This is a genomic window from Polaribacter staleyi (assembly GCF_038024045.1).
Classification (GTDB): domain Bacteria; phylum Bacteroidota; class Bacteroidia; order Flavobacteriales; family Flavobacteriaceae; genus Polaribacter; species Polaribacter butkevichii.
Window position 1 is genome coordinate 3,017,315 of record NZ_CP150665.1, and the last position, 15,411, is coordinate 3,032,725.

General features: G+C 32.2%; 10 protein-coding genes. 4 read left to right on the forward strand and 6 right to left on the reverse strand.

The genetic code is table 11. The features are described 5' to 3' along the window. Window positions 1–86: 86 nt before the first annotated feature. From WHD07_RS12740 to WHD07_RS12755, 4 genes are all read right to left on the reverse strand, one after another. On the reverse strand, window positions 87–2,102 hold the full coding sequence (locus WHD07_RS12740; RefSeq protein ID WP_343328715.1) for a M3 family metallopeptidase: 2,016 nt from the start codon (window positions 2,100–2,102) through the stop codon (window positions 87–89). 88 nt (window positions 2,103–2,190) lie between these two features. After that, window positions 2,191–2,670: a 5-(carboxyamino)imidazole ribonucleotide mutase gene (gene purE, locus WHD07_RS12745; RefSeq protein ID WP_343328716.1), complete on the reverse strand. Its 480-nt coding sequence runs from the start codon at window positions 2,668–2,670 to the stop codon at window positions 2,191–2,193. A gap of 58 nt (window positions 2,671–2,728) precedes the next feature. Then, window positions 2,729–3,886, reverse strand: coding sequence for a 5-(carboxyamino)imidazole ribonucleotide synthase (locus WHD07_RS12750; protein WP_343328717.1), 1,158 nt, complete (start codon window positions 3,884–3,886; stop codon window positions 2,729–2,731). 58 nt (window positions 3,887–3,944) lie between these two features. Next, window positions 3,945–4,283, reverse strand: a complete 339-nt coding sequence (locus WHD07_RS12755) for a Rieske 2Fe-2S domain-containing protein (protein WP_343328718.1) — start codon at window positions 4,281–4,283, stop codon at window positions 3,945–3,947. A 278-nt stretch (window positions 4,284–4,561) separates the two neighbouring features. On the opposite strand from WHD07_RS12755, the gene greA reads away from it, so the two are divergent. From greA to WHD07_RS12770, 3 genes are all read left to right on the forward strand, one after another. After that, entirely contained in the window at window positions 4,562–5,035 is a 474-nt protein-coding gene (gene greA, locus WHD07_RS12760) for a transcription elongation factor GreA (RefSeq protein ID WP_105049508.1), read from the forward strand. Window positions 5,036–5,232: 197 nt separating this feature from the next. Further along, a complete protein-coding gene (locus tag WHD07_RS12765; protein WP_343328719.1) occupies window positions 5,233–5,622 on the forward strand; it encodes an HIT family protein in 390 nt (129 codons plus the stop codon). 2 nt (window positions 5,623–5,624) lie between these two features. Beyond that, window positions 5,625–5,813, forward strand: a complete 189-nt coding sequence (locus WHD07_RS12770; RefSeq protein WP_343328720.1) for a hypothetical protein — start codon at window positions 5,625–5,627, stop codon at window positions 5,811–5,813. Window positions 5,814–5,863: 50 nt separating this feature from the next. On the opposite strand, the gene WHD07_RS12775 is transcribed toward WHD07_RS12770, so the two are convergent. Further along, a complete protein-coding gene (locus WHD07_RS12775; protein WP_343328721.1) occupies window positions 5,864–10,387 on the reverse strand; it encodes a T9SS type A sorting domain-containing protein in 4,524 nt (1,507 codons plus the stop codon). 612 nt (window positions 10,388–10,999) lie between these two features. Between WHD07_RS12775 and WHD07_RS12780 the strand changes: the two genes are divergently transcribed. Continuing rightward, a complete protein-coding gene (locus WHD07_RS12780; RefSeq protein ID WP_343328722.1) occupies window positions 11,000–11,140 on the forward strand; it encodes a hypothetical protein in 141 nt (46 codons plus the stop codon). Between the two features lie 228 nt (window positions 11,141–11,368). Here the strand turns inward: WHD07_RS12780 and WHD07_RS12785 are convergent, their stop codons facing one another. Continuing rightward, entirely contained in the window at window positions 11,369–15,289 is a 3,921-nt protein-coding gene (locus WHD07_RS12785; protein WP_343328723.1) for a T9SS type A sorting domain-containing protein, read from the reverse strand. Window positions 15,290–15,411: the final 122 nt, after the last annotated feature.

The window sequence follows — 15,411 nt, forward strand, 5'->3', positions numbered from 1 at the left end:
TTTTGGTAGGCAGTGAAACAGTTTACAGTTGGCAGTAGCAGTTTTCAGTAAGATGAGAACTGAAAACTGCTACTGAAAACTGAATACTAAATTAACCCCGCTCTTCTTAAAAGTGCATCTGGTTTTGGTTCTTTACCTCTAAAACGTTTGTATAATTCCATAGGTTTTTCTGTTCCACCTTTAGATAGTACATTGTCTTTAAATTTTGTGGCTACTTCTTTGTTAAAAATTCCTTCTTCTAAGAAATATTCAAAAGCATCTGCATCTAAAACTTCTGCCCATTTGTACGAGTAATATCCGGCAGAATATCCTCCTTGAAAAATATGAGAAAAAGCAGTACTCATACAGTTTTCTGCAACATCAGGATATAATTTTGTGTTTGCAAAAGCGTTGTTTTCAAACTCTTTTATAGAAGAAATTTCTGATGGATCTTGACCGTGCCATTGCATGTCTAATAAACCAAAACTTAACTGACGTAAGGTTTGCATTCCTTCATGAAAACTTGCAGATTCTTTAATCTTCTCTACATATTTCATCGGAATAACTTCTCCGGTTTCATAATGCTTTGCAAACAATTCTAAGGCTTCTTTCTCGAAACACCAGTTTTCTAAAACCTGACTAGGTAATTCTACAAAATCCCAAGAAACAGACGTTCCAGATAAACTATTGTAGGTGGTGTTTGCTAACATTCCGTGTAATGCATGACCAAATTCATGAAACAAGGTTGTAACCTCGTTAAACGTTAATAAAGACGGTTTGGTTTCGGTGGGTTTGGTAAAATTACAAACAATGGAAACCTGTGGTCTTTCGTTAATTCCGTTTTTAATTTGTTGCGATTTGTAACTTGTCATCCACGCACCATTACGTTTTCCTTTTCTTGGATGAAAATCGGCATAGAATACAGAAATAAAGTTACCATTTATGTCTGTTACATTATATGTTTTAACATCTTCGTGATATTTGTCGATGTTAGATACTTCTTCAAATTTTAAATCATATAATCTGTTGGCAATTTCAAAAACACCATCAATTACGTTTTCTAATTTAAAATAAGGCTTTAATAATTCTTGATCTAAATCGAATAATTCTTTCTTTAATTTCTCAGAATAGTAAGAACCATCCCATTTTTCAAGATGATCTATTCCGTCTAATTTCTTTGCAAAGTTTTCTAAATTTTCAAATTCTTTTAAAGCAGCAGGTTTTGCTTTTTCTAAAAGATTATTAGAAAATTCGATTACTTTTTCTGGGGTTTCTGCCATTCTTTCTTCTAAAACAAAATGAGCATGTGTTTTATAACCTAATAAATTAGCTCTTTGATGACGAAGATTTACAATTTCTAAAACAATTTTTTCATTGTTGAATTCATTGTCTTGGAAAGCTTTTTTACCAGCTGCAATTGCCATTTTTTTACGCAACTCTCTATTGTCTGCATAGGTTAAAAAAGGAATGTAACTTGGGTAATCTAAGGTAAAAATATATCCTTCTTTCTCTTTAGAAGTTGCCACTTCTTTGGCTGCTTCTTTTACACTTTCTGGCAAGCCAGCTAAATCTTCTTCATTTGTTAAATGAAGTTCAAAAGCATTGGTTTCTGCTAATACGTTTTCTCCAAATTTTAAAGATAATTTAGAGAGTTGAGCATCAATTTTACGAAGTTCAATTTTATCAGCTTCCTTTAAATTAGCCCCATTTCTTGCAAAACTTTTGTACTGCTTTTCTAAAAGCATTGTTTGCTCTGGTGTTAAATCTAACGTTTCTTTACTATCAAAAACCGATTTTACTCTTTTAAACAAATCTTCGTTTAAAGTAATATCATTACTAAATTCACTTAACCAAGGAGAAACTTCTTGAGCAATTTTCTGAATCTCATCATTAGTTTCTGCAGAGTTTAAGTTGAAGAAAATACTCGTAATTTTATTTAGTTTTTCACCAGTAAAATCTAAAGCAACGGTTGTGTTTTCAAAAGTAGGAACCTCAGGGTTGTTTATAATTTTATCAATTTCTGCTTTGGCAATTTCAATCCCTTTTTTAATAGCAGGTTTGTAATCTTCATTAGAAATTTTAGAAAAAGGAGGTGTATTAAAATCTTGTAAAAGTGGATTCATCTAAAAAGGTGTAATTGTTAAACTGTGTCAGGTCGAGCGCAGTCGAGACCTAATATAAACCTCTCGACTGCGCTCGAGGAGACATTTTTTATTTTCTAACTCGTTCAGAAGCCTGTTCAACCTTCAATTTTAATTCTTCTTTGTAAGCAATTATTTTGTCTAAAACAGCTTTGTCTGAAGCACCAATTATTTGAGCCGCTAAAATACCTGCGTTTTTTGCGCCATCTAAAGCAACCGTTGCTACAGGTACGCCACCAGGCATTTGTAAAATTGATAAAACAGAATCCCAACCATCAATAGAATTTCTGCTTTTTACAGGAACTCCTATTATTGGTAACGGACTCATAGAAGCTACCATTCCTGGTAAATGTGCTGCGCCACCAGCACCCGCTATTATTACTTGAATGCCTCTTTTGTGCGCATTTTTAGAATAGTCTACTAATTTTTCTGGAGTTCTGTGCGCAGAAACAATATCTACTTCTATTTTAATATCAAAACTCTCTAAAATATCTATTGCTTCTTGCATTATTGGAAGATCAGAATCACTTCCCATTATTATACCTACCATAATTTTATTTTTGTCATTCCTGCGAAGGCAGGAATCTGTTTTGTCTTACTATTTAAATTTACTTAGAAATTACCCTAATCGTTTCTTTAACTTCTTGTGCTACTTTTCTTGCAATATCAATATCTGTATTTACAATCGTAACATGTCCCATTTTTCGAAACGGACGAGTTTCTTTTTTTCCGTAGATATGTGGCGTAACACCATCAATCTTTAAAATCTCTTCTATATTCTCGTAAATTACATCACCAGAAAAACCTTCTTCACCAACAAGGTTTACCATAATTCCGGCAACTTTACTGTCTGTATTTCCTAAAGGAAGGTTTAAAATAGAACGAATATGTTGTTCAAATTGATTGGTATAGCTTGCTTCTATAGAATAATGACCAGAATTATGAGGTCTTGGAGCAACTTCATTCACTAAAATTTTATCATCTACTGTTTGAAACATTTCTACAGCCAATAAACCAACAAAATCTAAATCACTTACTACTTTTAAAGCAACTTCTCTTGCTTTTTCTGCAACGGTACTATTTATCCTTGCCGGACAAATAACATACTCAACCTGATTTGCTTCCGGATGAAATTCCATTTCTACAACGGGATATGTTTTTACCTCTCCACTAACATTTCTTGCTACAATTACTGCCAATTCGTTTTTAAAAGGAATCAGTTTTTCTGTAATACATTCTACATTTGGTAAGTTGTTTAAATCGTCTATATTTCTAACAATTTTAACACCAGTACCATCATAACCAAAACGAGCAGCTTTCCAGACAAAAGGAAAATCTATAATATTGTTTTCGAAACAATGTTTTAATTCCTCTAAATACGCGTAATGAGAAAATGCTGCAGTAGGAATTTGATGATCTATATAAAAATTTTTCTGTCTTGCTTTACTCTGAATAATACGTAAATCTTTTGGCTTCGGAAAAATTGTTAAACCTTCTTCTTCTAATCTATCTAAGGCATCTAGGTTTACATTTTCAATTTCAATAGTTAGTACATCTACTGTTTTACCAAAGTTATAAACAGCATCAAAATCTAATAAATCTCCAACAACAAAAGTGTTGCAAATTTGTGCACAAGGTGCATTTTTGTTGCTTTCTAAAATAGAAGTATGAATGTCTAATTTTTGAGTTTCGGCCAAAAGCATTCTGCCTAATTGTCCGCCACCAAGAACGCCTAATTTAAAATCTGAAGAATAATAGTTTTTCACGTTGAATATTGTTGTGTTTAGGCAAAAATAAGCAACTCAATTTAACTAATCTATAAATTTAATTTCTTATTTGTACTGCATCACTTCCAATAAGGTTTACAGTGTACATTAACATACCACAACCTTCTTCTCCAATTAATGCACCACCTTGTAAATAATTATAGTTTCTATTATGGCAAGTACATGTTATTAGCGGAGCATTTGTAGTAATATCTAAAGGGGTATTACAATTTCTATCTGGGCATTCTAAATCAAACGCTATAAAGTCTGAAGCATTATTTCTAATAATATGAATTTGTCTACCATCAATAGAATACGTTTTGCTAGTACCATTTATGGTTAATAGTTGGTTAGATGGAAGTCTGGTGTTTAAAACTTCAGAGACATGTACATCCATAAAACAATCATTAATTTGCGTGTTATCGCTACATGATAAAACGGTTATGCAAAAGCATAAAAACATTATTTTTTTAAACATACAAAAGTTTCATTTTATCTAAAACGATTGCAATTTACAAATATTTTGTATCTTTGTAGGACAATCTCATTACTGCAAAGGTAATGGGATTTTTAAATTTAATCCCCTAAAGGGTGTTATAAGTGAGAGAGTTACTCTTTTATTAATAAATTTAAGTAATTTATTAAGTAGAGTTGATGAATTTAAATTAAAAAAAAATGAGCGATATATCATATTATTCGGCAGAAGGATTAAAGAAATTGAAGGAAGAATTGGTGCAACTAGAGCAAGTAGAAAGACCAAGAGTAACACAAGAAATTGCAGATGCAAGAGATAAAGGAGATTTAAGTGAAAATGCAGAATACCACGCAGCAAAAGAAGAACAATCTCACTTAGAGTTTAAGATTGCAAAATTAAAAAATGTAATTTCTAATGCTAGAATTATAGATGAATCTCAATTAGATACTTCTAAAGTACTGATTCATTCTATCGTTAAAATAAAAAATTCTGCAAACGGAATGGAGTTTTCTTACACCTTGGTAGCAGATTCTGAAACCGATGTTAGAAATGGTAAATTATCTGTAAACTCACCAATAGGTAAAGGTTTGCTAGGTAAAAAAGTTGGAGATATTGCAGAAATTAAGGTTCCTAACGGAATTATGAAATTCGAGATTGTAGAAATTTCGAGATAAAGTCATTACGTGGAAGAATGACGAAGTAATCTCTTTATCGATTAAAAGATTGCTTCATTACATTCGCAATGACGTTTTTATTCATTATAAATTCGGGTTTTAGCACTGCTAGAACCCGAATTCTTTTTTATATTTACTACTGTTTGTCAGTTTTATTACTGTCTACATTTAATCTATAATCCAATTACACATACATAATGAGCATTTTTACAAAAATAATAGAAGGAGAAATTCCATGTTACAAAGTAGCAGAAGATGATAATTATATTGCTTTTTTAGATATCAACCCAAATGCAAAAGGACACACTTTAGTAGTGCCAAAAAAGGAAGAAAATAAATTATTCGACTTGTCTAAAGAAGAATATTTAAACCTTATGAATTTTTCTTACCGAGTTGCAAAAGCTTTAGAAAAAGCAGTTGCTTGTAAAAGAGTTTGTATGAGTGTTATTGGTTTAGAAGTGCCACATGTACATGTGCATTTAGTGCCAACAAACCAAATGGCAGATATGCAATTTACACAAAAAGTAACATTAACAAACGATGAGTTTGTGGTGTTAGCAGCAAGTATTTCTAATCAATTTGAATAAAGATGAAACCGTGGGTTGGAATTGGTTTAATTTGGGGGTTTTGTATGTTTATTGGTGAGGCTTTTTTGTGGCCATTGATTGATGATAAAGAAATTATCTTAAAAACAGTTCTTTTAAAGTTTCTATTTTGGATGTTTTTTGGGTTAATTTTTGGATATGCTTTTATAAAGATTAGAAAGAAAAAAAAGTAACCACGTTTTTATTTTAAAACGTGGTTACCATATAAGTGTTTTAGAATAAATTATTCTAATATAATTTTTTTAGAAACCATTCCTTTTTCTGTCGCTATGTTTACAATATAAATAGCTTTAGAGAGGTTATTAATTTTTAGTCTACTTTCAGTTTTAATGTTATTCCATTCAACTATCTTTTGACCTAATAGATTAAATAAAGCTACTTTTTTTAATTCTAAATTGCTGTTGTTGTTAATTATAATTTCTTTAGCATTGTTGTCTACATAGGCAGTAACTTTATTTTCTAAAAGAGTATCATCTACACTTAATGTTGTGGTTTTAGAAAAAGCAAGTACAAAACGATCTGTATAGGTTCCTTTTGCAAGTGTTAAGTCAATATTTTTACTATTAAGAGAGTAAGATGTATTTGTTAATTTATCCTTTAAATAAACGTCACTTTCAATCGCATTCGATTCATCTATACCAATTGTTACTTGTCCATCTTTAGATGTTATTAATTCTAAAGGAATCTCTAATTCATCAGAAATACTTTGTACGCCAGTAATTACATACTTTTTATCATTGTTTGGAAACTTCCAGTAGATATCAGTAGTTCCTACATCATAAATTTCTGTGTCATATCCTTTGTCAAAATCAAAAGAGTTATTGTTTTTAAATGAAATTAATAATTGTCTATGCAATGGTAAATTGTCATCATTTATATAATTCATTCCTAATTTTATAATTGACAATGTATTTTGAGGACCTTGTGTTTTAGCACTCAATTTTTTGTTTTCACTTTTAAAGAAATAAGAATCATTTCCTTCTTGTATGTATTCTCTTTGGCTATTGTTAAACTGAATATTGTCTATAGTTGTAGAGGCGGCATCATCTCCATTTATAAAAAAACCTTGTCCGATTGCTATAAAAGCCTTTGGCTCTGTATAAGAACCAGTACCCAAAGTAGGTGTGCCATTATCGCTAGTATTATTGCTAGATACACTGGTTGCAGCAACTCCACCAGATAGGTTTCTAACTCCATATCCACCTATATATCCTCCGTAATTATGTCCTTCAGACCCATTACTAGAAGCTTTTTCTCCTGCATGTTCCCAGAAGTATAAACTTCCGTTCATAGTATCTAAATTATCTTGAATAAACTTTTTAGCACTTATTGCAGATGCATACGGATTTCCTACTAGATAAGAATCTCCCGCACTAATAGTTGTTGTTAATGTTCCGTCTTTTGGTGTGCCTACAAAAGTATAATTTTGTCCTTTTGTATTCTGATTTAAACTTCCTGGTCCTTTAAGTAGAAACCCATCTGTTTGTGCAATGGTTTCTCCTTTAAACTTATGTAACCAATTAGATTTTCCGTCTGCAGAGGCTGCGTACGTATAAATCCAGTATTCTGCAATTTCTATGGGAGATTTTGTATAATCACCATCATAACCTGTTACAAAAGTAATTTCTTTAGCTATGTTAGTACTTCCATTACCAATAGTAGAGGTAGCGTCTAATGGTTTTGTACCATCTTTTAAAACACTAGCAACCGTAAAATTTGTTTGGCCAATTGTATTTACAGGAGAGCTTAAATAGTTATACCTGTATTTACTTGGTGCGGTAGAGTTTTGGTCTATTAATAGTTTACCATCACCGGTTACTTTAGATGTAGATGTATGTGTTTGTATTAATTGCGCTTTGTTGGTGTTGTCAGAACTTATCAATCTAATTTCATCGGTAGTATCTGTAATTTTAACCTCATTAGTAACTAAAAGTAAATTGTCTGTAATACTAAGTATACTACCGTTTTTAACTTCTAATTTTCTTGCGTCTAATTTATCGGAAGTACTAAAGTTATTAAGAATTTTAACATTTCTAGATCTGTCAGGATATCCATTAGACCAGGCATTGCTTGTCCTTTTAGTAAGTTTAATGTTGTGTAAACCTGGTCTTATATTAGCGGCATCATTTGCATTAGCAATTTCTGATAAAAGTGGTGCATGTGCATGACGTTCTATATTGTTAGTGTCGTCTATTTCGTTGGAATGTGTTTTAATAGTATCATCTATAAAAGCAACCCATTCTGTAGCGTCATAGGCTGTATTTGGGACTAAAGTTTCGTCTATACGCACATAACTTGTATTGTCTGCAATTGCGCTTACAACATCTACTTTTCCGTTCCAAGCATTGCTTTCTGTACCTTTGGTTAGTACTAATACATCATCTGAATCTTTAAAATCTATTGCGTTTGCATCGGTAATCGGCGTAACGTTAGCATTACTCAATGAAGCATTAGTAAGATTATTAGTAATTAAAATAGAAGTACTTGGTTGAATAGCTGTTGTATTGGCAAAAATTACAGGAGATGTTGCTGTTGTTGGGTCAGATCCGTCTTTAAATAATGCCAATGTTGCTGCGTTTATACCAACAATATTTGTTGGGTCTATGTTTGTAATTTCTACCCAATGTTCTGTGTCTGTAGTATATATTTGTGTTATCATTGGTGTACCACATGCTTTTAATGCTGTATCTAAAGCATAATTAGTGTATGTTGATGTGTAATTTATGGCTGCTGTATCTGTGTCTACATCTTCTAAGCTATTTGATAATCCATTGGCACCAACTAGGTCTTGTGTAATATCTATAACAGCATTTGCTATATTAGTTATTACAGTTGTTGTATTATCTAAATTACTTACATCTGCATTCGTTAATACAGTTGGTACATTTGCTTCTATTGCATCTGGGCAACCGTCTCCATCAGAATCTAAATCTAAATGGTTTGGTATACCATCATTATCTGTATCAATATTTCCTTCTTCCGTATCTAAAATACCATCATTATCATCATCAATATCATAGATGTCTGCAACGCCATCTCCATCATAATCTCTTAAGAGATTAAAAGAAACAGAAGGTGAGTCTGTGGTAGTATTGCTGTCTGTTTGGTCTTGTGTATTTGTAACTGTATTTGTTTTAGCAGAAGTAGCGTTAATACCTGTCATTGCATCTGCTTTTGCAACAATTGTAATGGTTTCTACTTGCCCACTTATAAGATTTCCTACCGTCCAATTAGGGGCTGTCCAAGAACCTATGCTTGTACTTGCGCTAGTAATTGTTAAACCATTAGGAACCGCGTCTGAGATGTTAAGATTTGTAACTGTATTTAAACCTTTACTTTCTACTGTAATTTTAAAAGTAATGGTTTCTCCTTCCATAACTTCGGTTTTGTCAGCAGTTTTATTTACCACAATATCAGGATCACAATAATAAGCAGATATTGGTTGGGAAACAAACGTACATCCTCCAGTAGTAACTTGTACAAAATAATCTCCAGGATTTGTGGGGGAATAGGTTGCACCTGTTGCATTTAAAATCTCTACATCGTCTTTAAACCATTGATAAGAAGTGTAAGTTGGAGAACCTATGAGGCCAATAGTAAGGTTGTTATTATGATCTAAACAAACATTTCCTGTAAGTTCTAAATCAGTTTCTGGTACAGTGTCAAACCCAGAAAAATACCCAGCAATACCTCTATTTTCTTCAAAACCTAAAAACCCAACAGCTATGGGGCCTGTAGATTTTACAGACACATCTCCTGTAAGTCCGGTAATATAAAATGTTTTCCATTCGGTAGTGCCTGAAACAGTTTCTTCTGTAGGTAAACTAACCGCGCCATTACTATCGGTAACATCAATATCAGCGTTTGCTGTTGTAGTTGATGCGATAATAAATAAACCTCCAACTCTACCTGCAGGAGTAAGTCCAGGAATATCTTCTATAGCAGAGATGTGGTCCATGCTGCTTGGTAATAAACAGTTTACTGGGGCTACGAAATTTAAACTTACTGTTTTATGAGAATTGGCGATGGCTCCAGCAAGAACCTGATAGGCATAAACGTTTTTTGTAGTGGCTATGTGCATGTTTTTTCCAATAGTGGTACCAGAATATTTAGAGGAAGGTACTTTTGCATAGTCTCCGACACCAATTGTATCAAAAGGAACAGTCTCATCATTTACATAAATTTCTGTGTTTTCTTGGGTTCCTATGATGATCACAAACTCACTTTTATCTACTTCCGTTCCGTTACCACGAACAAAAATATATTCTTTACCTAATTTATCTTCTGGTACAGGTTGGTCTGCTCCAGCGTCTTTAGAGACTTTATTAGTATCTACCCCAAAATTTAACATTCCGTTACTGATGGCTATGTCTTTATTAGAGACAATAGATGCGCCAATCCATCCGTCTTTATTAGCCGCGGGTGTTGGTAGTGTAAAGTCTGTAACAGCTTCAAGTACATAAGATTGCCCTTTGTTTAATGTAATACTTATTGTGCTAGAACTAATACCGTCTACTGCAGTTGGAGATCTAAATCTACATGTTGGATCATAACCACTTATTGTTACGGTAGTGCCGTCTTCCGTAGCCATGATACCTAATGTAGCACTAATTTCCGTAGATTTATTTTTTGTAGTATTTTTTCCTTCAACAGGAGCTCCTCCCCATTTAAATTTCTTACCTAAAGCGGCTCTACCTTTAGAGGTTATTGATGCTGCTTGTTCCGAAGAACTCCCTCTATAGTTCACGTAAAATTTTTCTTTATTATCAGATTCAAATCGCAAACCACTATTAGATAGTGTAATACCTGTATTGGGATTGGTTACTAGAGTTATTTCGTTATCACCGTCAGTTAATGAGTAAGTTGCTGAATTTGTTTTTGATATTGATAAAGTGGCAAGTGCTGTAGTACTAGTACCTCTAAATATATTTACATTAAAACTTGAAGTTTCTGGAGTAGATAAATAGATGGTTTGTTATTCAATTGCTTGATTATTAACTGCTTGTTTTAGTGGAGGGAGGTAGTGTAAGTCACTTAATTGGCTATAACCAACCTGTGTTAAGGTTAGTAAAATAATACTGATAACTATTTTATATAAATTTTTTCTCATTTTGGGGGATGTTGAGTATTTTATATTATAAAATGCTAATGTAATAATAAAATGAGTTGTTGTAAAACAAAGGTATCAGTACTTTAGAATATTAATAATTAATTTTATATGATAGGTAGGCTGTTAGTTGCTTCTTCTATGCTTTAAAAGAGCTTTAGAAGATGATAACTATATTGCTTTTTTAGATATCAACCCAAATGATAAATCATTAAAAAAGAAGTTGCATGTAAAAGAGTTTGTACGAGTGTTATGGATTTAGAAGTACCATATGTACACGTAAATTTAGTGCCTACAAATATAACGGAAGATATTCAATTTATTAAAAAAGTAAAATTTACAAACGATAAGTTTGTGGTATTAGTAGCAAGTATTTCTAATCAATTTGAATAAGAGAAAACCATGGATTAAATTTGGTTTTTTGTATGTTTATTGGGATGGATTTTTTTTGCCATTAATTGACGGAGAAGAGATTACCTTAAAAATAATACTTCTAAAGTTTTTACTTTGGATGTTTTTCGGTTTAATTTTGGAATATGGTTTTATAAATATTTGATAGAAAAAAAATAACCACGTTTTAAAAATAAAAACGTGGTTACAATATGAGTGTTTTAAATTAAATTATTCTAATATAACTTTTTTAGAAACGATACCTTTTTCCGTTGCTATGTTTACAATATAAATAGCTTTAGAAAGTTTTTTAGTTTTTAATCTACTTTCTGTTGTTGCCGTTTTAAAGTTAGTCCATTTGTTTACTTGTTGACCTGTAAGGTTAAATAACTTTACATTTTCTATTTGTAAATTACTGTTATTGTTGATAACCAATTCTTGTGTATTATTATCTAAATATACAGAGACATTTGTGTCTAAAATAACAGAATCTTTAGTGTCTAACGTGGTATTTACTTCTGGCTTAATGTCTTTAAAGCCTAAATAGAACCTTTCTGAATACGTTCCTTTTACTAAGGTTAAAGCAATTTTTGCATTGTTTAATAAATAAGAAGTTTCTGTTACTCTATCTATTAAATAAATGTTTCTGTCAATTGCATTCCATTCATCAATACCAATAGTAACTGTACCAGTATTTTTTAACGTAACTTCTAAAGGAATTTCTAGATCCTCAGTAATACTTTGTACACCTGCAATTGCATATTTATTATTAGTACTTGGAAATTTCCAGTAGATATCAGTTGTTCCAACATCGTAAATTGGTGCATCGTAGCCCGTTTCAAAATCAAAAGAGTTTCCATTTTTAAATGAAATACCTATTTGTCTATGTAAGGCTAATCCATTGTTATTTTTATAATCCATACCTAATTTAATAATAGGTAATGTGTTTGTAAAACTTTCAGTTTTAGCTTTTTTATTACTGCTTTTAAAGAAAACAGATTCTGTTCCTTCAGTAATAAATTCTCTCTGGCTGTTGTTAAAAGAAATAGTTCCTCCATTTTCACTACTATCAACAAAAAACCCTTGACCAATAGATATGTATGCACCTGGAGATTTGTAAGTTCCGTTTCCTAATGATGGGGCAGAATCATCAACACCATCTCCTTTTAAAGTAATTGTGTTAATATAGATATTCGTATTCGAATTTTCATTAGAATAAATAAATTCAATTTCATCAGTTGCTTTTATATTTGTAACAATATAAACATTTGTATAATTGCTAGGTGTGGTGTTAAGGTAAGTAGGGTTATCTACTCCATTTATTTTAATATTTAAAAATAAAGATTGATTTATTTTGTAATTAATAAATAACGAATCTGCAACAACACCACTAGTAAAAGTAACTTTTTGATTCAATCCATTTAGTAATACTCCACTCATGCCATTATCTTCATAAGTTTGTGCGCCATTTAAAAGTGTTCCTGTTTCTGCCTCAATAACACTATTTGTAGGGGTTGCACCATTGTTTGTAGATACTTTATTTGCGGCGATTCCCATAGCGCTGTTTCTTATTGCGTAACCACCAATATATCCGCCGTAATTATGACCTTGAGTTCCATCATTTGTACCTTCTTCACCATTATGTTCCCAGAAATATAAATTACCTGTTATGGTGTTTTTATTATCTTCTATAAACTTTTTAGCACTTATTGCAGAAGCGTATGGGTTTCCTACTAAATAAGATTGTTGCGCACCAATAGTTGTATTTAAATTTCCGTCTTTTGGTGTACCTGCAAACGTATAATTTTGGGTAACACCAGTTCCTTTAATTGTAAAACCGTCGGTTTGTGGAATTGTTCCATTTTTATATTTATGAGACCAATTACTTCTTCCAGATGCATTGGCGTAGGTATATATCCAGTAATCTGGTATAGAAATAGGAGATGTTGTACTACCATCATATCCTGTTACAAAATTAATATCTGTTACTGTAGAAGTTGTAGAGGTTGGTGTTGTTCCGTCTTTTAGTACGTTTTCTAAAGTAAAAGAATTGGTGCCAACGGTGTTTACTGGTGAGCTCATATAGTTATATCTATATATGCTTGGTACATCTGAGTTTTGATCTATAAGAATTCTACCCAAACCTGTAACGAGTCCAGTTCCTTTATGAGTTTGTATTAATTGCGCTTTATTAGTATCGTCAGAACTCACCAATCTAATTTCATCTGTAGCTGTAGCAATGTTGATGTTGTTTGTTACTACTAATAGATTATCAGTAATACTAAAAACACTTCCGTTTTTAACTTCAAATTTTCTAGCACTTAATTTTTCTGAAAAAGAATATGTTTCAGAAATTTGAACATTTCTAGATCTATCAGGATATCCGTTAGACCAATCAGAATTTGTTCTATTTGTTGGTCCAAAATGGTGTAAACCTGGTTTAATATTGGCATTGTTATTTGCAGTTGCTATTTCTGATAATAAAGGATCATGTGTATGACGTTCTTCATCATCTTCATTTACTAAATCTGAATACGTAATAATATTATCATTTATAAAAGCGACCCATTCTGTTGTGTCTGTAGTTCTATTTGGTTCTAAAATTTCATCAATACGTACATAACTTGTACTGTCTTTTATCGTTTCTAAAACATCAGTTCTTGCTTCCCAAGCAGTATTGTTAGATGTTCTTGTTAATGCTATAATATCATTTCCTCCAGCAAAATTGGTAACATTTGTGTTTACTATTTCTACTGCAGTAGAAAGTTTATTTGTAACACTACCTGCTGATATCAATATAGATTGACCAGGGTTAATAGTATTTGTATTAGAGGTATAAGCTGTAGGTGCTTTACCTGCTTGATCTCCATTAGTGTTTTTAAAGAGTGTAATAATAGCTGCGTTTGGTGCTACAATATTTGTAGGGTGATTATTGGTAATTTCTATCCAACGTTCATTACTTGTTTGATATACTTGCGTAATCATTGCAACTCCACAAACATTTGTGTTTTTATCTAATGCATAGGTAGTATAGGTAGAGGTAAAGTTTGTTGAAGTTGTAGTCTTATCATTAACTTCTAAACTAGCTGCTAGTCCATTACTACCCACAGCATTGTTTGTAATATTTATTACAGCATCTGCAGTGTCTATAGAGGTGTTATTAATTACGTTTGCATTTTCTAGGACTGCAGGTACGCGAGCCTCTATTGTATCTGGACAATCATCACCATCAGAATCTAAATCTAATCTGTTTGGTATTCCGTCGTTATCTGTATCAACATCTCCTTCAACAGTGTCTAAAACACCATCGTTATCATCGTCAATATCATATATATCTGCAACGCCATCACCATCATAATCTCTTAAAGTATTAAAAGATACAGAAGGGGTGTCTGTAGTAATATTACTATCTACTTGGTCTTGTGTGTTTGTTACTGTGTTTGTTAATGAAGAGCTAGTCGTTGTACCTGTCATTGGGTTAACGATTGCTTTTATTGTAATCGTTTCTATTTGTCCGCTTGTAAGTGTACCTACTGTCCAGTTTGGTTCAGACCAAGAACCTGTACTTGCTTCTGCACTAGATATTGTTAATCCACTAGGGATTACATCTGAAATGTTAACATTTGTTACAGCGTCTAATCCTTTACTTTCTACTGTAATTTTAAAAGTAATTGTACCACCTTCTATAACTTCCGTTTTGTCTGCGGTTTTGTTTACAATAATATCTGGGTTACAGTAGTAAGCAGAGATAGGTTGAGAGTCATAAGTACAGCCTCCTTTAGAAACACGTACGTAATAATCTCCAGCTTTTGTTGGGGTATATGTATGGCTTGTTGCTCCTTGTACTAAAGCACCATTATCATACCATTGATAGGTTTCAAAATCTTTATTAACTACTTCAATACTAGCATTTGGTAAACATCCACCGCCTGTAACAGCTAATTCTGTAGCAGGTACAGTGTCAAATCCAGAAAAATAACCAGCAATACCTCTAGCTCCATTATATCCTAAAAAACCTACCGCTATTGGACCAGTAGAATTTACAGAAACATTTCCTGTAAGCCCTGTAAGATATAAAGTTTTCCATTCGGATGTACCAGAAACAGTTTCTTCTGCAGGTAAGCCAATAACGCCAGTATCATCAGTAACCACAACTTAAGTTAGCATTTTATAATAAAAGACTAAATTTAAGTATATAAATCAGAAAGAATAAAAGAGAGAATTAAGGTTAATATACACGGTGAAGCCAAGACTTCGACAACATTGATAATCCT